The sequence below is a fragment of the Streptomyces sp. NPDC028314 genome, assembly GCF_055565795.1.
Window position 1 is genome coordinate 1 of record NZ_JBVHTP010000029.1, and the last position, 21,124, is coordinate 21,124.

The following is a 21,124-nucleotide window of genomic DNA, read 5'->3' on the forward strand; positions in this document are numbered from 1 at the left end:
GACCGTGGGGTGCTTTTGGAGAAGGAGCTGGTTGCGGCTCCTGAGTTCTTCGCGGATATCGCCGGGCGGAATGCCAATATAGGTGCGGTGGATATCCGTTTGAAGCGGGGCGGGTATCACAATGAGCTGACGCGGCACCGTTATGAGGTGGTGTTCCACCGGGATCCGGGTGTGGTGCTGGATGTTTCCGCCGCCCGGGAAGTGGCGTGGGAACCGGGCCTGGACTTCGCGTCCTTGGCCGTATCGGATGCTGCGGTGCGGGTGACGGGTATTCCCAATGCGCGGCTGCTTGCCGAGGTGGCTGCGGAGCAGGCGGTCGACGGCCATGATCCGGAAGACCTCGGGCCGGGTGTTGACCCGGAGGATCTCGTCGTCTGGGGTGCGCAGCACGGCGTTCGGGTGGTGCCGACCTGGTCGGCCGCGTCGGTGGCGTGCTTCGAGGCGGTGATCCTTCCCGCCTCGGTGGGAGAGCAGACTGTGCTGACGGGTGTGTATCGGCCTTCGGGCGGGGTCGGGCCGTGGGTGAACACTCCCGTCGCCGCCCGCGGGATCGGCGCGGTGGTGAAGGCGGCGCGGGCCCATCTCGCGGAGGGCCTGCCGGACTACATGGTTCCTTCGGCGGTGGTGGTCCTGGACCGCCTTCCGCTGACGCCGAACGGCAAGCTGGACCGTCGCGCTCTCCCCAAGCCCGACTACGCCGCAACGGCCGGCGGCCGGGCAGCCCGCACCGTCCAGGAACAGGTTCTCTGCAACTTGTTCGCCGAGGTCCTGGGCCTCGACCGGGTCGGGATCGATGACAGTTTCTTCGACCTCGGCGGCCACTCCCTCCTCGCTACCCGTCTGGTCAGCCGTATCCGTACGGTCCTGAACGCCGAACTGCCCATCAAGGACGTCTTCGCCACACCCACGGTCGCCGGCCTCGCGGCAACGCTGGCCGAGGTCAGGGGACTCGCTCGTACCGCACTGGTTCCGGTGGAGCGCCCGGAGACTGTGCCGCTGTCCTTTGCCCAGCGCCGTCTGTGGTTCCTCCACAAGCTGGAAGGCCCGTCGGCGACCTACAACGTACCCTTGGCGCTCCGGCTCACGGGCGCGGTCGACGCCGATGCGCTGCGTGCTGCCCTGCGTGACGTGGTCGGTCGGCACGAGTCGCTGCGTACGGTCTTCCCCGAGACGGGTGGTGAGCCGTATCAGCGGGTGCTGGAGACGGGCGAGGCCGATTTCCGCTGGGACCACCGTGTCGTCAGCGAAGACGAGCTCCCGGCCACGCTGGAGATGGCGGCCCGGTATGGGTTTGACCTGTCCTCCGAGATCCCGCTGCGGGCGTGGTTGTTCGAGCTCAGCGGCGATGAGTGCGTCCTGCTCCTCCTCATGCACCACATCGCGAGTGACGGCTGGTCGATGGGCCCGCTGGCCCGGGACGTGGTGGAGGCCTATACGGCACGTATGCACGACGTGGCCCCGCAGTGGGCTGAACTCCCGGTCCAGTACGCCGACTACACGCTCTGGCAGCGCGAACTGCTGGGCGATCTCGTCGCCCCGAACAGCATGTTCGAGAACCAGATCGCCTATTGGCGTGCGCAGTTGGCGGATCTGCCGGAGCAGGTGAGCTTCCCCGCCGACCGGCCCCGCCCCGCAGTGGCCTCGTACGAGGGTGCACACCTGACTTTGGAGCTGGACGCCAAGCTGCACCGGCAGCTGATCGCCCTGGCCCGGGGTTCGAACGCGACCGTTTTCATGGTGCTCCAGGCCGCCATGGCGGCCCTGCTGACCCGCCTCGGTGGTGGCACTGACATCCCGATCGGCTCGCCGATCGCGGGCCGTATGGACAATGCGCTGGACGATCTCGTGGGGTTCTTCGTCAACACCCTCGTCCTGCGTACGGACACCTCCGGCGATCCCAGTTTCGAGGAGCTGCTGGGCCGGGTCCGGGAGACCAGTCTGGCGGCTTACGGCAATCAGGACGTTCCGTTCGAGCACCTGGTGGAGCTGCTCAACCCGCAGCGCTCGACCTCGCACCACCCGCTCTTCCAGGTGATTCTCGCTCTGCAGAACGCCCCTGAGGCGTCGTTCGAACTGCCGGGCCTCCAGCTGGAGATAGAGGGTCTGGAACTGCGGATCTCACCGGCCGACGCCGTCGTCAACGTCCTCGAGCGCCGCGACCGTGCGGACAACCCCGCCGGCATCGACGTGTTCGTTCAGTACGCGTCCGATCTGTTTGATCGTTCGACGGTGGAGCGGGTGTTGGGGCGTTGGGTTGGGTTGTTGGAGCAGGTGGTGGCTGATCCGTCGTTGCGGATCGGGCGGGTTGAGCTGCTGACGGACGTGGAGCGTGGCCAGCTGCTGTCGGACTGGAACGACACGGCTGTCCAGGTTCCCGAGGCGTCGATGGTCCAGTTGTTCGAGTCTCGGGTGCAGGAGATGCCGGATGCCCCGGCTCTGTCGTGGGGCGGCGAGTCCCTGTCGTACGGCGAGCTGAATGCGCGGGCGAATCGTCTGGCGCATTGGCTGATCGGTCGGGGTGTGGGTCCGGAGCGGTTGGTGGGGGTGATGCTGCCCCGGTCCGTTGACCAGGTGGTTTCCGTGCTCGCTGTGTTGAAGGCCGGTGGTGGGTATGTGCCGGTGGATCCGGACTATCCGGCGGAGCGGCGTGCGTTCATTCTGGCGGATGCGGCGCCGGTGCTGGTGCTTGATGAGAAGTCGCTGCGTGATGCTCAGGTGTTCCTCCCGGGCTGTCCCGACTCCGACCCTGAGGTTCGTGTCGCTCTCGATAATCCCGCTTACGTCATCTACACCTCGGGTTCGACGGGGCGTCCCAAGGGTGTGGTGGTGTCGCATCGGGGTGTGGCGAGTTTGGCGGCTGCGCAGGTGGAGCGGTTTGGTGTGACGGCCGGGAGTCGGGTGTTGCAGTTCGCTTCGCCGAGTTTTGATGCGGCGATGTCTGAGATGGCGATGTCGTTCGCGTCGGGTGCTGTGCTGGTGTTGCCGCGGGGCGGGAAGCTCGCGGGTGAGGCTCTCCTGGAGGTCTTGGAGGAGGAGGGGATCACGCATGTGACGGTGCCGCCGTCGGTTCTGGGGGCTTTGCCGGCGGGTGTGGAGTCGGGGCTTTCGTCTTTGGAGACGGTGGTTCTGGCGGGTGAGGCTGCGCCGGTTGATCTGGTGGCGCGTTGGGCGGGGACTCGTCGGGTGGTGAATGCGTATGGTCCGACGGAGTCGACGGTGTGTGTGTCGATGAGCGGTGAGCTGCCTGTGGGTGTGGTGCCGATCGGTCGCCCGGTGGCGAATACTCGTGTGTTCGTGCTGGATGAGTCTTTGCGTCCGGTGCCGGTGGGTGTTCGGGGTGAGTTGTATGTGTCGGGTGCGGGTCTGGCGCGTGGGTATGTGGGTCGTGCTGCTCTGACGGGTGAGCGGTTTGTGGCGTCGCCGTTCGGGTCGGGTGTGCGGATGTATCGCACGGGTGATGTGGTGCGCTGGCGTGCTGATGGGCAGCTGGAGTATCTGGGGCGTGCCGATGAGCAGGTGAAGGTCCGTGGTTTCCGGATCGAGCCGGGTGAGATCGAGTCGTTGCTGGTGGGTTGTGAGGGTGTCCGTCAGGCGGCGGTGATCGCCCGTGAGGACGTTCCGGGTGACCAGCGGCTCGTGGCCTACGTCGTGCCCGACTCCGATCCCGGGCTCGTTCCGGCGGTGCTGATCGACCGGCTCGCCGAGCGGCTTCCCGAGTACATGGTCCCGGCGGCCGTGGTGCTGCTGGAGGGCGGTCTTCCGCTGACCCCCAACGGAAAACTCGACCGCCGAGCGCTTCCGAAGCCCGATTACGCGGCGGCGGTGGGTGGCCGTACCCCGCGCACTCCGCAGGAAGAGGTGCTGTGCGGGTTGTTCGCCGAGGTCCTGGGTGTTGACCGGGTCGGAATCGACGACAGTTTCTTCGAGCTGGGCGGCCACTCCCTCCTCGCCACCCGCCTCGTCAGCCGTATCCGTACGGTCCTGAACGCCGAACTGCCCATCAAGGATGTCTTCGCCGCACCGACGGTCGCCCGTATCGCGGGGCTGCTCGATGCGTCCGTGCAGCGGGGGCGCGCCAGCCTTCTGCCGATGAAGCGCCCGGAGGCCGTACCGCTGTCCTTCGCCCAGCGCCGCCTCTGGTTCCTCCACCAGATGGATGGCCGCTCGGCGACCTACAACGTCCCGCTCGTCCTGCGCCTGAACGGAGCGGTGGACTCTGCCGCCCTCGCCGGCGCGCTGCGTGACGTGGTCGGTCGGCACGAGTCGCTGCGTACGGTCTTCCCCGAGACGGGTGGTGAGCCGTATCAGCGGGTGCTTGAGGCGGGCGAGGCCGATTTCCGCTGGGACCACCGTGTCGTCAGCGAAGACGAGCTCCCGGCCGCGCTGGAAGAAGCGGCCGGGCACCGGTTCGATCTGTCCGGCGAACTGCCGCTGCGGGCATGGTTCTTCGAATTGGGTGCGGAAGAAGGGGTTCTGCTGCTTCTGATACACCACATCGCGGGTGACGGCTGGTCGATGGGCCCGCTGGCCCGGGATGTGGTGGAGGCCTATACGGCGCGTATGCAGGGCGGGGCCCCGCAGTGGGCTGAACTCCCGGTCCAGTACGCCGATTACACGCTCTGGCAGCGTGAACTGCTCGGTGAGGCCGCTGATGCCGACAGCCTCTACCAAAGCCAGGTGTCCTACTGGCGCGAGCAGTTGGCGGACCTGCCGGAGCAGGTGAGCATCCCCGCCGACCGGCCCCGGCCCGCGGTGGCCTCGTACGAGGGCGGCTATCTGACGTTCGAGCTCGATGCGGATCTGCATCGCAGGCTCGTCGCTCTGGCACGAGCATCGGGTGCCACCCTGTTCATGGTGCTTCAAGCCGGTATGGCGGCCCTGCTGAGCCGCCTCGGGGGTGGCACTGACATCCCGATCGGCTCGCCCATCGCGGGCCGCACCGACGACGCGCTGGACGATCTCGTCGGCTTCTTCATCAACACCCTCGTACTGCGTACGGACACCTCCGGAGACCCGAGTTTCGAGGAGCTGCTCGGCCGGGTCCGGGAGACCAGTCTGGCGGCTTACGGCAATCAGGACGTTCCGTTCGAGCACCTGGTGGAGCTGCTCAATCCGCAGCGCTCGACCTCGCACCACCCGCTCTTCCAGGTCATCATGGGCCTGCAGAACGCCCCCAAGGCGTCCTTCGAATTCCCCGGCCTCCACGTAGAGCTGGGCGGCCTGGACCTGAACGTCTCCAAGGCGGACCTCGAGCTGAACGTGGTCGAACGCCGTGGCCACGACGGCACCCCCGAAGGTGTGCTCGCCGCCGTTCAGTACGCGACCGATCTGTTTGATCGTTCGACGGTGGAGCGGGTGTTGGGGCGTTGGGTTGGGTTGTTGGAGCAGGTGGTGGCTGATCCGTCGTTGCGGATCGGGCGGGTTGAGCTGCTGACGGACGCGGAGCGTGGCCAGCTGCTGTCGCAGTGGAATGACACGGCTGTCCAGGTTCCCGAGGCGTCGATGGTCCAGTTGTTCGAGTCTCGGGTGCAGGAGATGCCGGATGCCCCGGCTCTGTTGTGGGGCGGCGAGTCCCTGTCGTATGGGGAGTTGAATGCGCGGGCGAATCGTCTGGCGCATTGGCTGATCGGTCGGGGTGTGGGTCCGGAGCGGTTGGTGGGGGTGTTGTTGCCCCGGTCCGTTGACCAGGTGGTTTCCGTGCTCGCTGTGTTGAAGGCCGGTGGTGGGTATGTGCCGGTGGATCCGGACTATCCGGCGGAGCGGCGTGCGTTCATTCTGGCGGACGCGGCGCCGGTGTTGGTGCTGGACGAGGATGCGTTGGGTGGGGATTTCTCGGGGTTCCCGGATTCTGATCCTGGCGTCGGTGTGGCGATGGAGAATCCGGCGTATGTGATTTATACGTCGGGTTCGACGGGGCGTCCCAAGGGTGTGGTGGTGTCGCATCGGGGTGTGGCGAGTTTGGCGGCTGCGCAGGTGGAGCGGTTTGGTGTGACGGCCGGGAGTCGGGTGTTGCAGTTCGCTTCGCCGAGTTTTGATGCTGCGATGTCGGAGATGGCGATGTCGTTCGCGTCGGGTGCTGTGCTGGTGTTGCCGCGGGGCGGGAAGCTCGCGGGTGAGGCTTTCCTGGAGGTCTTGGAGGAGGAGGGGATCACGCATGTGACGGTGCCGCCGTCGGTTCTGGGGGCTTTGCCGGCGGGTGCGGAGTCGGGGCTTTCCTCGCTGGAGACGGTGGTTCTGGCGGGTGAGGCTGCCCCGGTTGATCTGGTGGCGCGTTGGGCGGGGATTCGTCGGGTGGTGAATGCGTATGGTCCGACGGAGTCGACGGTGTGTGTGTCGATGAGCGGTGCGCTCTCCGAGGGTGTGGTGCCGATCGGTCATCCGGTGGCGAATACTCGTGTGTTCGTGCTGGATGAGTCTCTGCGTCCGGTTCCTGTCGGTGTCCGGGGTGAGTTGTACGTGTCAGGTGCGGGTCTGGCGCGTGGGTATGTGGGTCGTGCTGGTCTGACGGGTGAGCGGTTCGTCGCGTCGCCGTTCGAGCCTGGTGTGCGCATGTATCGCACGGGTGATGTGGTGCGCTGGCGTGCTGATGGGCAGCTGGAGTATCTGGGGCGTGCCGATGAGCAGGTGAAGGTCCGTGGTTTCCGGATCGAGCCGGGTGAGATCGAGTCCCTGCTGACGGGCTATGCCGGTGTCCGTCAGGCCGCGGTGATCGCCCGTGAGGACGATCCCGGTGACCAGCGGCTCGTGGCCTACGTCGTGCCCGACACCGACACCGACAGCGACTCCGATCCCGGCCTCGTTCCGGCGGTGCTGATCGACCGGCTCGCCGAGCGGCTTCCCGAGTACATGGTCCCGGCAGCCGTGGTGCTGCTGGAGGGCGGTCTTCCGCTGACCCCCAACGGAAAACTCGACCGCCGAGCGCTTCCGAAGCCCGATTACGCGGCGGGCTCGGGCGGCCGCGTCGCGAGTTCCCGGGAAGAGGAGATCCTCTGCCGGCTCTTCGCCGAGGTTCTGGGCGTCGACCGGATCGGGATCGACGACAGCTTCTTCGACCTCGGCGGCCACTCCCTCCTCGCCACCCGGCTCGTCAACCGGATCCGTACCGAGCTCGACGTGGAGATCCCCTTCCACATCATGTTCGAGTCGCCGACCGTGTCCGGCCTGATCGACCAGCTCGGTCTCCGCACGGTCGCCGACACCCGCCTGCCGCTCGTGCCCATGAAGCGCCCGGAGGTGATCCCGCTGTCCTTCGCCCAGCGCCGCCTGTGGTTCCTGGACCAGCTGGAGGGGCCTTCGGCGACCTACAACATGCCGCTTCCGCTCCGGCTGAAGGGCACGCTCGACGAGCCCGCCCTGCGCTCCGCCCTGAGCGACGCCATGGGCAGGCACGAGTCGCTGCGCACCGTCTTCCGGGCCGTCGACGGCGAGCCCCACCAGGTGGTGCTGGACACCGCGGAGGCCGCGTCCGCCTTCGTGTGGGAGCGGCGCGCCGTGTCGGAGGCGGAACTGCCGGAAGCACTCGGCGAGGCCGCCCGGCACACCTTCCGACTGGCCTCCGAAGTGCCCTTCCGGGCCTGGCTGTTCGAGCTCGGCCCCGAAGAGCACGTCCTGCTGCTCCTGCTCCACCACATCACCGGCGACGGATGGTCGCTGGGTGCGCTGGCGCGCGATGTGGTCGACGCGTACGGAGCACGTCGTCAGGGCTGGGCTCCGCAGTGGGCCGAGCTCCCGGTGCAGTACATCGACTACACCCTCTGGCAGCGCGAGCTGCTGGGCGACGAGGACGACCCGGACAGCCTGTACGGGCGGCAGGTGGCCTACTGGCGCCAGACGCTGGCCGCTCTTCCGGAGCAGATCAGCCTGCCCGCCGACCGGTCCCGGCCGACGGAGATTTCGTACGCCGGCGCCTCCGTGAACTTCGAGCTGGACGCGGAGCTGCACCGGCGGCTGGCCGAACTGGCCCGGAAGTCCGGTGCCACCGTCTTCATGGCCCTCCAAGCGGCCATGGCGGCGCTCCTGACCCGTCTCGGCGCCGGAACGGACATCCCGCTTGGGTCGCCGATCGCCGGCCGCATGGACGACGCCCTCGACGACCTCGTCGGGTTCTTCGTCAACACGCTCGTCCTGCGTACGGACACCTCCGGTGACCCGAGTTTCGAGGAGCTGCTGGGCCGGGTCCGGGAGACCAGCGTCGAGGCGTACGAGCACCAGGACGTGCCGTTCGACCACCTGGTGGAACTGCTCAACCCCAACCGCTCCTCCTCCCACCACCCGCTCTTCCAGGTCATGGTGGTCCTCCAGGACAACCCGACCGGCGAGTTCGGCCTGTCGGGGCTGGAGGTCAGCGGAGAGCCCGTCGACATCGAGACCGCCAAGGTCGACCTCTCGGTCAACGTCCTGGAGCGGCACGACGCGGCCGGTGCGCCGGCCGGCATCGTCGGCGCGCTGAAGTACGCCACCGCCCTGTTCGACCGCTCGACGGTGGAGGGGCTCCTGGAGCGCTGGGTGCGGCTGCTGGAGCAGGTCGTGGTCGACCCGTCGCTGCGCCTCGCGCGCATCGAGCTGCTGGCCGAAGCGGAGCGCGGGCAGATGCTGACCACCTGGAACGACACTGCCGTGGAGGTTCCCCAGCTCACGTTCCCCGAGCTGTTCGAGACCCAGGTGCGGCGCGCCCCGGACGCGGTCGCCCTGGTCTGCGGCGCCCGGTCCCTGACGTACGGGGAGCTGAACGCCCGCGCCAACAGGCTCGCGCATTGGCTCGTCGGCCAGGGAGTGGGCCCCGAGAAGCTCGTCGGCGTGCTGGTGCCCCGGTCCCTCGACACGGTCGTCGCGGTCCTCGCCGTACTGAAGGCGGGCGGCGCGTACGTGCCGGTCGACCCGGAGTACCCGGCCGCGCGGCGCGACTTCATCCTGGCCGACTCCGCGCCGGTCCTCGTCCTCGACGAGGCCGCGCTCGCCCAGGACCTGTCCGGCTTCGACGACACCGATCCCGAGATCGACGTCGAGATGGAGCACCCTGCGTACGTCATCTACACGTCGGGTTCCACCGGCACGCCCAAGGGTGTCGTGGTGGAGCACCGCTCCGTCGCCAACTACCTGAACTGGTCCGCCCACCACTACCCGGCGGCGCGCGGCGCGACGCTGGTGCCCACCTCGATCGCTTTCGACCTGACCGTCACCGGGCTCTACACCACGCTGGTCGTCGGCGGCCGGGTCTACCTCAGTGGCCTGGACGAGCTCCCGGCCGGTGGCAACGGCGTGCCCGTCGCACTGCTGAAGGCCACCCCGTCGCACCTTCCGATGCTGGGCGACCTGCCCGAGCACTGGTCGCCGGGCGAAATGCTGATCCTCGGCGGCGAGGCCCTGACCAGCGAAGCGCTGGCGCAGTGGCGGTCCGCGAACCGGCGGGTCACGGTCGTCAACGCCTACGGCCCGACCGAGACCACCGTCAACTGCACCGAGTTCCGGATCGGCCCGAAGGAGAAGCTGCCCGCCGGACCGGTCCCGATCGGGCGCCCGTTCTGGAACATGCGCGCCTACGTGCTGGACGAGCGGCTGGGGCTGGTGCCCACGGGCGCGGTGGGCGAACTGTACGTCGCGGGCGCGCAGCTGGCCCGCGGCTACCTGGGCAGGGCGGGCCTGACCTCCGAGCGGTTCGTGGCCTGCCCCTTCGAACCGGGCGTGCGCATGTACCGTACGGGCGACCTCGTCCGCTGGCGCACGGACGGGCAGCTGGAGTATGCCGGGCGTGCGGACGAGCAGTTGAAGATCCGTGGCTTCCGCATCGATCCGGGCGAGATCTCGGCGACGCTGCTCGGCCACCCGGACGTACGGCAGGCCGCCGTGGCCGCCCGCGAGACCGGGCAGGGGGACACCCAGCTCGTCGGGTACGTCGTCGCGGACGGTGAGCCGGGTACCGTCCGCGTGGACACCGCCGCCCTGCGCGCCTTCCTGGCCGAGCGCCTGCCGGACTACATGGTGCCGGCGGCCGTGGTGGCTCTCGACGGCATCCCGCTGACGCCCAATGGCAAGCTGGACCGGCGTGCGCTGCCGGCGCCCGACTTCGGGGCACTCAGCGCCGGACGGGCCCCGCGCACCGCGCAGGAGGACGTCCTGTGCGGGCTGTTCGCCGGCGTCCTCGGAGTCGACCGCGTCACCATCGACGACAGCTTCTTCGAGCTGGGCGGGCACTCACTGCTCGCGACGCGGCTCGTCAGCCGGATCCGTGCGGCGCTCGGCGTCGAGGTACCCATCAGCGCGGTGTTCGCCACGCCGAGCGTGGCCGGCCTGGCCGCGTGGATGGAGGCGGGAAGCGGGCAGGCCCGCGCGGCCCTCGCGCCGATGCCCCGCCCGGATGCCCTGCCGCTGTCGTTCGCGCAGCGCCGGCTGTGGTTCCTGAACCGGCTGGAGGGACCGTCGGCCGCGTACAACTGGCCCTTCGTGCTCACCCTGTCCGGGCCGGTGGACCAGGACGTGCTGCGGGCAGCGCTGCGCGATGTGGCACTGCGGCACGAGTCACTGCGTACGGTCTTCCAGGAGACGGACGGCGAACCGCACCAGGTGGTGCTCGACCCGGCCGCCGCCGCACTGCCGTTGACCGTCACGGAAACGGCGCCGGACAGGATCGACCACGCGGTGCACGAAGCGATCGGTCACCACTTCGTCCTGCACTCCGAACCGCCGGTGAGGGCTTGGCTGTTCGTTCCGGCTCCGGCCGGTTCCGGGGCCCCGGAGACCGCACCCGTGCTGGTACTGCTGATGCACCACATCGTTGCCGACGGCGCGTCCCGCGCCTGCCTGATGCGTGACCTGTCCGAGGCGTACGAGGCCCGGCTGGCGGGCTCCGCCCCCGGCTGGGCGCCCCTGCCCGTCCAGTACGTGGACTACGCCATCTGGCAGCAGGAGCTCCTCGGCCGGACCGACGACCCGGACAGCCTGGTCTCACGGCAGCTCGCGTACTGGAAGGACGCCCTCGACGGCATCCCCTCCCAGCTCGAACTCCCCACGGACCGGCCGCGCCCCGCCGTAGCCAGCTACCGGGGCGGCGCCCTGGCCTTCACGCTGGATGCCGAACTCCACGCGGGCCTGCGCAAAGTCGCCGCGGACTCCCGTTCCACCCTGTTCATGGTCCTGCAGACGGGCTTCGCCGCCCTGCTGAGCCGCCTGGGCGCGGGCCACGACATCCCCATCGGAGTTCCGATCGCCGGTCGCACCGACGAAGCGCTGGCGGACCTGGTCGGGTTCTTCGTCAACACCCTGGTGCTTCGTGCGGACACCAGCGGCAACCCGCGCTTCGGCGAGCTCCTGGACCGGGTGCGCGACACCGCGCTGACCGCCTACGCCCACCAGGATCTGCCCTTCGAGTACCTGGTGGAGGCCCTCAACCCGGTCCGCTCGCTGTCCAGCAGCGCCCTGTTCCAGGTGATGTTCCAGCTCCAGAACGTCGACGCGCCCTCCCTGCGCCTGCACGACATCGAAGCCACGCCCTATCCGCTGGACAGCGACAGCTCCAAGTTCGACCTGTTCCTGAGTCTCGCGGAGCAGGAGACGGAGCAGGGCCGCCCCGCGGGGCTGAGCGCCACCCTGGAGTACGCCACCGAGCTGTTCGACCGCACCACGATCGAGAAGATCGCCGCCTGGTACGAGAACCTGCTGCGCGCGGCGGTCCTCGACCCGGCGGTACGGATCGGGGACGCAGCGCTGCTCACCGCGGCCGAGCGCGCCGAAATCCTGCTGGCCCGGAACGACACCGGAGCCGAGCCGCCCGCCGAGTGGGTGCACGAAAGGTTCCAGCGACAGGCGGCGGCCACGCCCGGCGCGCTCGCCGTGCGCGCCGGCACCGAAGAGGCCGACTACCGGCAGCTGAACGCCCGCGCCAACCGGCTGGCCCGGCTCCTGCTCGACCAGGGCATCCGCCCGGAGAGCGTGGTCGCGCTGGCGCTGCCCCGCTCCGTGGACATGGTCGTGGCGATCCTCGCCGTACTGAAGGCGGGCGCCACCTACCTGCCGATCGACCCCACCAACCCGGCCGACCGGATCGCGTACGTCCTCGACGACGCCGCGCCCGCCGCCCTGATCACCACCGCCAACCTGCACGGCTCCCTGCCGCGCCCGCTGCCCGAGCTGGCGGTCCTCCTCGGCGACCCCGAGGTGGAGCAACGGCTGCACGCCCTTGCGGCGGACGACGTGACCGACGACGACCGGCGGGCCCCGGTCCGCGGTGACCACGCCGCCTACGTCATCTACACCTCGGGCTCGACCGGTTACCCCAAGGGCGTGGTGATCTCCTACGCGAGCATCTCCCACTTCCTCGACGCCGTCCTCGCCCGTGTTCCGCTGGCCCCGCACGACCGCATGGTCGCCGCGACCACCATCACCTTCGACATCGCCGCCGTCGAGATCCACGCCCCGCTGCTCTGCGGCGCGAGCGTGGAACTCGCCACCGACCAGGTCGGCAAGGACCCGATCGCCCTGCACCGGCTGATCCGGGACAGCGGCGCGACGGTCTTCCAGGCCACCCCGTCCGTCCATCGGTCGATCCTGACGCACGCCCCGGACGGGCTCGCGGGCGTACGGCTGCTCGTCGGCGGCGAGGCCCTGCCCGCCGCGCTCGCCGAGCAGCTGCACGCGCAGGGCGGCGGCGCCGTCAACCTCTACGGCCCCACCGAGGCCACGGTCTGGATCACCGCAGCCGATGTGACCGGGCCGGAGCGCACGCCCAGGATCGGCCTGCCGCTGCGCAACGCCCGGGTGTACGTCCTGGACGCGGGGCTGCGGCCGGTACCGGACGGGGTCGCCGGCGAGCTGTACCTCGCCGGGCCCTTCCTGGCCCGCGGCTACCTGCGCCGGCCCGGCCTGAGCGCCGAGCGCTTCGTGGCCTCCCCGTACGGCGCGCCCGGCGAGCGCATGTACCGCACCGGAGACCTCGTCAAGTGGAGCGACGGCGCCCTGGAGTTCATCGGACGGGTCGACGACCAGGTCAAGGTCCGGGGCTTCCGCATCGAGCTCGGTGAGATCGAGGCCGCGCTCTCCCGCCAGGAGGGCATCGCCGCCGCGACCGTCCTCGTCCGCGAGGACAGCGACGTTCCGCAACTCGTCGGATACGTCGTCCCGGACCCGGAGTGGGCGCAGGGCCGCGACGCGGCCGACAGCGGACTTCAGGTCGACTCCTGGCGGGAGGTCTACGAATCGGTCTACCGGGGCCAGACCGAAGCCGACGGCTTCTGGGAGGACTTCGGGATCTGGACGAGCAGCTACGACGGCTCCCGCATCCCGCTCTCCGAGATGCACGCCTGGCGCGCATCGGCAGTCGCGGAGATCCTGCGGCTCCGGCCGCGCAACGTACTGGAACTCGGTGTCGGGAACGGGCTGATCCTGAACCAGGTGGCGCCGCAGTGCACCGCCTACTGGGGCACCGACTTCTCGGCCTCGGCGATCGAAGGCCTGCGCGCCCGCACCACCGCCGACGAGCGCCTGGCCGACCGCGTCGAACTGCGCGTCCAGCCCGCCGACGACATCTCGGGCCTGCCCGAAGACTTCTTCGACACCATCGTCGTGAACTCGGTGGCGCAGTACTTCCCCAGCGCCGACTACCTTGCGGACGTGATCCGCAAGGCGATGACGCTGCTGGTGCCCGGTGGCTCCCTCTACCTGGGCGACATACGCAACCTGCGGCTGCTGCGCACGATGCAGGCCGGTGTGGCCGGGGCGGGTACCCAGGACACGGCCACGGACGACGAGCTGCAGGCCCTGCGGGCACAGGTCGACCACAAGGTGACCGCCGAGGAGGAACTGCTGCTCGCGCCGGAGTTCTTCACCGCCCTCGGCCATGAACTGGCGGACATCGGTGGTGTGGACATCCGGCTCAAGCGCGGCACGTTCGACAACGAGCTCTCCCGTTACCGCTACGAAGTGGTGATCTGCAAGACCCCGACGGTCCCCACGAACGTCGACGGCCTGGTGGAGGTCGCCTGGGAGCAGTGCCACGGGGGACCGGACGGGCTCGCGGAACTCCTGCGCGAGCACCCCGGCGGCCTGCGGCTGACCGGCATCCCCAACAGCCGGCTCGCCCAGGACACGGCCACGCTGCGCCGGATCGACGGCCTGCCGTTCTCGCAGTCCGTGGCGGGGAGCGATCCGGAGCACGTCATCGCGTACGCGGAGCGGCTCGGCCTGCCAGCCGTGGCCACCTGGTCCGAGACCGGCGACGCCCACTGCTTCGACGTGGTCCTGCTGCCCGGTGCGGACGGCCCCGTCGCCTCCTACCGGGGCGGCCGGCAGGCCTCCGGCGGCTCGGAGCCCGCGGCGGCGTACTCCAACAGCCCGGCGCGGTCCGACCGGCACGCCCGGCTGCACCGGGAGTTGCGCTCACGGCTGCGCGAATGGCTGCCCGAGTACATGGTCCCGGCCGCCTTCGTGGTGCTCGACAAGCTGCCGCTGACACCGATCGGGAAGCTGGACCGCAAGGCCCTGCCGGCTCCGGACTACGGCATCCTCAGCGGCGGGCGGGCGCCCCGTACGCCCCGTGAGGAGATCCTGTGCGATCTCTTCGCCGATGTCCTTGCACTGAAGCGGGTGGGCATCGACGACAACTTCTTCGAACTCGGCGGGCACTCACTGCTCGCGACGCGGCTGGTCAGCCGGATCCGCGGCGCCCTGCGGGTCGAGGTGCCCATCGGCGCCGTCTTCGACGCCCCGACGGTGGCCGGGCTGGTCGAGCACATCGACTCCGGTGCCGCGGCCGCCCGTACGGCCCTGGTACCCATGCCACGGCCCGAGGCGGTACCGCTGTCGTTCGCACAGCGCCGGCTCTGGTTCCTGCACAAGCTCGAAGGCCGGTCAGCGACCTACAACATGCCCCTGGCCCTGCGTCTGCGCGGCCCTGTCGACGAGGAGGCGCTGCGGGCGGCGCTCGCCGATGTCATCGCCCGGCACGAGTCACTGCGCACGGTCTTTCCCGAGACCGGCGGCGAACCGCGCCAGCACGTACTCGACGCCACAGCCGCCGACTTCGGGTGGCGCGTCACCGGCACGACGGAAGAGGAGTGGCCGGAGCGGGTGGCAGCCGCGGCCGCGTACACCTTCGATCTCGGAACCGAGATTCCCGTGCGCGCGCAGCTGTGGAACGTCACGGCCGGGGAAGCAGGGGAAGCCGAGGAAGCCGGGGAAGCCGGGGAAGCCGAGGAGGTCGACGGCTCCCGGGTGCTGCTGGTGCTGCTGCACCACATCGTCGCCGACGGCTGGTCGACCGGCCGCCTGCTGCGCGATCTGATCGCCGCCTACAGGGCCCGACAGGACGGAACCGCTCCGCACTGGCCCGACCTGCCCGTCCAGTACATCGACTACACCCTCTGGCAGCGTCAGATCCTGGGCGACGAGAACGACCCCGAGAGCGCCGTCGCGCAGCAGATCGCCTACTGGCGCAAGCTGCTCGCCGGCGCGCCGGAGGAGCTCGCCCTGCCGACGGACCGGCCCCGTCCCGCAGCGCCGGGCTACCGGGGCGGCACGGTCCGCTTCCACCTGCCCGTACGGGTACACCGTGCCCTGACCGCGGCCGCCGAGGCAGCCGGGGCGAGCACCGCCATGGTGCTCCAGTCCGCGGTGTCGGTGCTGCTGTCGAAGCTGGGCGCCGGCGACGACATCGTGCTCGGCACGCCCATCGCGGGGCGCACCGACGAAGCGGTGGAGGACCTGATCGGGTTCTTCGTCAACACGCTGGTGCTGCGCGCCGATCTGTCGGGCGACCCGACCTTCGGCGATCTGGTGGGCCGGGTCCGGCAGGCCGTACTGGAGTCGTACGCCCACCAGGACCTGCCCTTCGAGCGCCTGGTCGAGCTGGTCAACCCGTACCGGGCGACCGCGCGGCACCCACTGTTCCAGGTCATGGTGGACTTCGGCGTCGAGGGAGAGACCTTCGACGGACCCTCCGCACTGGACATCGAACCGGTCGACATCGAGACGCACGCGGCCAAGTTCGACCTCGACTTCACCTTCTCCGAACGCATGGAGGAGAACGGCGGCCCGGCCGGCGTCGTGGGTGTCCTGAGATACGCCAGTGACCTGTTCGACCACGAGACGGCGCAGGCGATGGCCGACCGGCTGACCGCACTGGTCGAGAACCTGGTGGCCGATCCGCAGCGCAGACTGAGCAGGATCGACGCCCTCAGCCCCGACGAACGGCGGCGCTGGGAGACGCCCGGGGCGTGGCAGCCCGCTCTGCGGACACAGCAGGCAACGGAAGTAGCGGGAACCACCGTCGTACGGCTCTTCGAGGACCAGGCGGCGGCCACCCCCGACGCGACCGCGGTGGTCGGGGACGACGGCATACTGACGTACGCGCAGCTGAACGCACGGGCCAACCGGCTCGCCCGGCGGCTGATCGGGCACGGCGCCGGTCCGGGGCGGGTCCTCGCCCTGGCCGTACAGCCCTGCGCCGAAGCGCTGATCGCGCTGCTGGCCGTACTCAAGACGGGAGCGGCGTACCTGGCACTGGGAGCCGACCCCGACGCCGCGGCCGTCGAAGCGGCCGATCCGCTCCTCGTCGTCGGCTTCGCCCAGCAGGGCGGCCGCCGACTGGTCGTGCCGGTCGGTTCGGCGGACGGCGACACCCAGGACGCGAGCGATGGCGCGACCAATGACGCGACCGATGGCGCGACGGATGACGTGACCGATGGCGCGACCGATGACGTGACCGATGCGGAGCGCACGGCGCCGTTGCTGCCCGGGCACCCCGCGCAGTTGTTCACGGAGCCGTTCGCCCACGTGGTCACGCACGCCGAGCTGGCCGCCCTCGCGGCGGACCACCACGCGCACGTCTTCGGCCCGGACGGTCCCCTCCGCGTGGCGCTGACCGTGCCGCTGTCCTCCGTGAACGCATGGGACGCGCTGACGGCACTGCTCGACGGCCACGAGCTCCACGTCCTCGGCGCTCGCATCCTGGACCGGCCCCGGGAAACCGTCCGCGCCGTCACCGCCGCCGGGATCCAGGTCCTCGGCGCGACACCGCGCGTCACCGAACGGCTCATCGCCTCGGGCCTGTTCGCGGAGGGAGAGCGCCACCCGGCGATTCTCCTGCTGTCCGGCGAGCCCCTCGGCACGGCCCTCTGGCACCGCCTGTGCAGGGTCCCGGCCGCACGGGCGTACGCCGTCCACCGCCCGGCCGGCTGCGGCTCAGCCGCCCTGGTCACGCCCGTCGACAGCGCGGGCGGCCCGGTACTCGGCCGACCGCTCGCGGGGGCCGAGGCGTACGTGCTCGACTCCTGGTTGCGCCCCGTGCCGCGAGGAGTGACCGGCGAGCTGTACCTGAAGGACACCCGCCCCGAAACCGCACCGGCACCGGCCCCGAATGCCCAAAGGCGCGTGCCGAGCCCGTTCCACTCGGGCGAGTGGATGCACCGCACGGGGGAGCTGGTGCGCTGGAGCACCGGCACGGACGGACTGGAGTTCGTCCTGCACGAGGACGAGCACGCGGTCCTGCGCGGCCTGCGCATCGAACCGCGCGCGATCGAGTCGGTGCTGACCTCCCACCCCGCCGTCGCGCAGGCGGTGGTGACCGTACGCGACACTGCCGACGGAGAGGCCTCGCTGGTCGCCTACGTCGAGCCCCTGGGACCGGACGCGGTTGCCGACCCGATCGCCCTGCGGGCCCACGTGGCCGGGCACCTCGCGGAGCACCTGGTCCCGGTGACCGTCGTTCCGCTCGACCGGCTTCCGCTGACCGCGCACGGCGAGCTGGACCGGACGGCCCTGCCGGAACCGCACGCCGACGAGGACACCGACGACTACCGGGGCCCGCGCAATCCCCGGGAGGAACTGCTGTGCGCGCTCTTCGCCGAATTCCTCGGTGTGCCGGCGGTGGGTATCGACGACAATTTCTTCGAACTGGGCGGACATTCCCTTTCGGCGATCCGGCTGCTCGTACAGATCCAGTCGGTACTCGGCGTGGAACTTCCGGTCAAGGTGATGATGGAGACGCCCACGGTGGCCGGTCTGTCCCGCCGAATTGCAGGTGACTTCGAGGGGAACTCACTCGGTGTCGTACTGCCGCTGCGCACGGGCGGAACCCGGAATCCCGTGTTCTGCATCCACGCCGGCAGCGGGCTGGGATGGACGTATTCGGGACTGCTCCGCCATATCGACAGGGACGTTCCCGTGTACGCCCTGCAGGCCAGCGGACTCGACGGCAAGGGGCCCCTCGCGGATTCGGTCAGAGAGATGGCCGAGGACTATGTGCGCCACATCCTGGAAATACAGCCGGAAGGACCGTACTACCTCCTCGGCTGGTCCTTCGGCGGGGTGGTCGGGCATCAGATCGCGGAGATCCTGGAGGAGCGCGGGCGGACAGTGGGGCTGCTGGCCCTGCTGGACTGCCACCCGGTCAGCACCGTGAGCCGGCGCGAGGTGGAGGAGGCGCTGGCCAAGGTGAGCGTCGCCGACGTCTACCGGGCCATGCTGGGGCTGTTCGACCTGGACCTGACGGACGAGGAGGCGGAGGAGCTCACCCACGAGCGTGCGGTGGAGATGCTCCGTACGCACAACACGGCGCTCGCCGGCCTCACCGCGCCCGAGGTCCGGGCCATGATGGACGTGTCGCTCAACAACGCGCGGATCGGCCTGGACGTAACCCACCGCCCGGTGACCGCACCGGCCCTGGTGCTGGCCGCGGTGGGCGGGGAGACGGACCACCGGCTGGAGCCGGGGGCCTGGGAACCGTACGTCGGCCCCGGGCTCGACTACCGGACTGTCGACTGCCAGCACACGCACATGATGAACCCCGAGCCGCTGCGCGAGGTCGGCGCGATGGTGTCCGACCGGCTCCGCCGGGCGCAACTGGACACGGAGGGCTGAGACGGGGCCCTGCACGCCAGGGCCCCCGTATGCCGGGGGCTGGGACCGGGCGGTCCCAGCCCCTATCCGTTCCGCATCCATATCCGCGTCAGCGTTCTCGTATGTACCGGAGTTGACAGACTGCCCTCGCGCTGGTGCGCGGACAGGTCATTGTCATTGACCCTGTTCACGGCGGCTGGTCGGTCCGAGCGGAACTGTGCACGTGTCCGCGGGGGATGGGACATGGCGCGAAGTGAATTCCTGTGGCGCGTCTGCACGGCGTGCCACGTGCAGCACTGACCGCTGCCGAAAACTAATCGGCCTGGTTTCGGCAGAAGAACACCGTCTGAAAGTGAGCAATACGTTGGACGCCAAGGAATCGTCGTATTCGGAGCAGCCCGCCCCTCACGCGGACAACCAGCAGAAGTCCTCGAACGTGGACCTGCTGCGCGATTTGTTCGCCGAGGTCCTGGGACGCTCCGAAGTGGGTGCGCACGATGATCTCTTCGAACTCGGCGGTCACTCACTCACGGCGATCCGGCTGCTCGTTCGCGTACGTGCCGAACTGGGGGTCGAGCTTGCGATCAAGGAGGTGTTCGAGGCCGCCACGCCCGCTGCACTGGCCCGGCGCGTCGACGTACGCGTGGCCGACGGCGACGACGGCGCAGACAGCGGCGACGGAAACGGCAAAAGCAGCACACAGCGCCCGGCCCTGGTCCCGGCGGTACGCCCCGACCGGGTGCCGCTGTCCTTCCCCCAGCGCCGTCTGTGGTTCCAGCACAAGCTGGAGGGGCCGTCGGCGACCTACAACGTACCCCTGACGTTCCGGCTGACCGGCGCGGTCGATGGCCACGCCCTGAGTGACGCGCTGCTCGCTGTCATCGGCCGCCACGAATCGCTGCGTACGGTCTTCCCCGAGGCCGACGGCGAGCCGCACCAGATGGTGTTGGAGCCGGAGGACGTGCGGCTGGACTGGGAGCACCGCAGCGTCACCGAGGCCGAACTCCCGGCCGCGATGGAGGAGGCGGCCCGGTACGGCTTCGACCTGTCGGCCGAGATCCCACTGCGAGCCTGGCTCTTCGAGCTCGGCGGCGACGAATACGTCCTGCTCGTGCTGCTGCACCACATCGCCGGCGACGGCTGGTCCCTGGCACCACTGGCACGTGACCTCCTCGCCGCCTACACGGCCCACGCGCAGGGGACGGCTCCCGAATGGACCGAACTCCCCGTCCACTACGCCGACTACACCCTCTGGCAGAGCGAACTGCTCGGTGATCCGGCCGACTCCGAGAGCGTCTTCGCGCGGCAGACCGACTACTGGACGAGGCAACTCGCCCACCTGCCCGAGCTCGTCACCTTCCCCACCGACCGGCCGCGGCCGGCCACGGCCTCATATGACGGCGCCAACCTGCACTTCTCCCTGAGTGCCGAACTCCACCGAAGGCTGGTCGAATTGGCCCTCCAGGCCAACACGACCGTCTTCATGGTCCTCCAGGCGGGCATGGCCGCGCTGCTGACCCGGCTCGGCGCGGGGACGGACATCCCGCTCGGAAACGGTGTCGCGGGACGCAGCGACGAGAGCCTCGACGACCTGATCGGGCTGTTCGTCAACACCTTCGTCCTGCGCACGGACACCTCCGGAGATCCGAGGTTCGACGAACTGCTCCGACGCGTCCGCGAGACCAGTCTTGAGGCGTTCGAGTACCAGGACGTGCCCTTCGAGCACTTGGTGGAACTCCTCAACCCGCAGCGATCCACCCACCACCACCCGCTGTTCCAGATCGCGATGGTGCTGCAGAACGCCCCGTCGGAAGACCTGCGGCTGCCGGGCATCGTGGTGCGCGAAGAGTTCGTCACGACCGCGACCTCACGATTCGACCTCCTCGTCGAGATGTTCGAACGCCACGACGACGGCGCGGCGGGCGGCGTCGAGATGGTCATCGAGTACGCGACCGAACTGTACGACCAGGCGACGGTCAAGGGACTGCTGGAGCGGTGGGCGCGGCTCCTGGAGCAGGTGGTGGCTGATCCGTCGTTGCGGATCGGGCGGGTTGAGCTGCTGACGGACGCCGAGCGTGGCCAGCTGCTGTCGGACTGGAATGACACGGCTGTCCAGGTTCCCGAGGCGTCGATGGTCCAGTTGTTCGAGTCTCGGGTGCAGGAGATGCCGGATGCCCCGGCTCTGTTGTGGGGCGGCGAGTCCCTGTCGTATGGGGAGTTGAATGCGCGGGCGAATCGTCTGGCGCATTGGCTGATCGGTCGGGGTGTGGGTCCGGAGCGGTTGGTGGGGGTGATGCTG

The 21,124-nt window shown here is 69.6% G+C and carries 2 protein-coding genes; both read left to right on the forward strand.

Translation table 11 applies throughout. The features are described 5' to 3' along the window. The first annotated feature begins 426 nt into the window (after positions 1 to 426). On the forward strand, positions 427 to 18,846 hold the full coding sequence (locus tag ACZ4TG_RS37975) for a non-ribosomal peptide synthase/polyketide synthase (RefSeq protein WP_468172982.1): 18,420 nt from the start codon (positions 427 to 429) through the stop codon (positions 18,844 to 18,846). A gap of 331 nt (positions 18,847 to 19,177) precedes the next feature. Continuing rightward, on the forward strand, positions 19,178 to 21,124 hold a 1,947-nt coding region (locus tag ACZ4TG_RS37980), incomplete at its 3' end, for a condensation domain-containing protein (protein ID WP_468172980.1).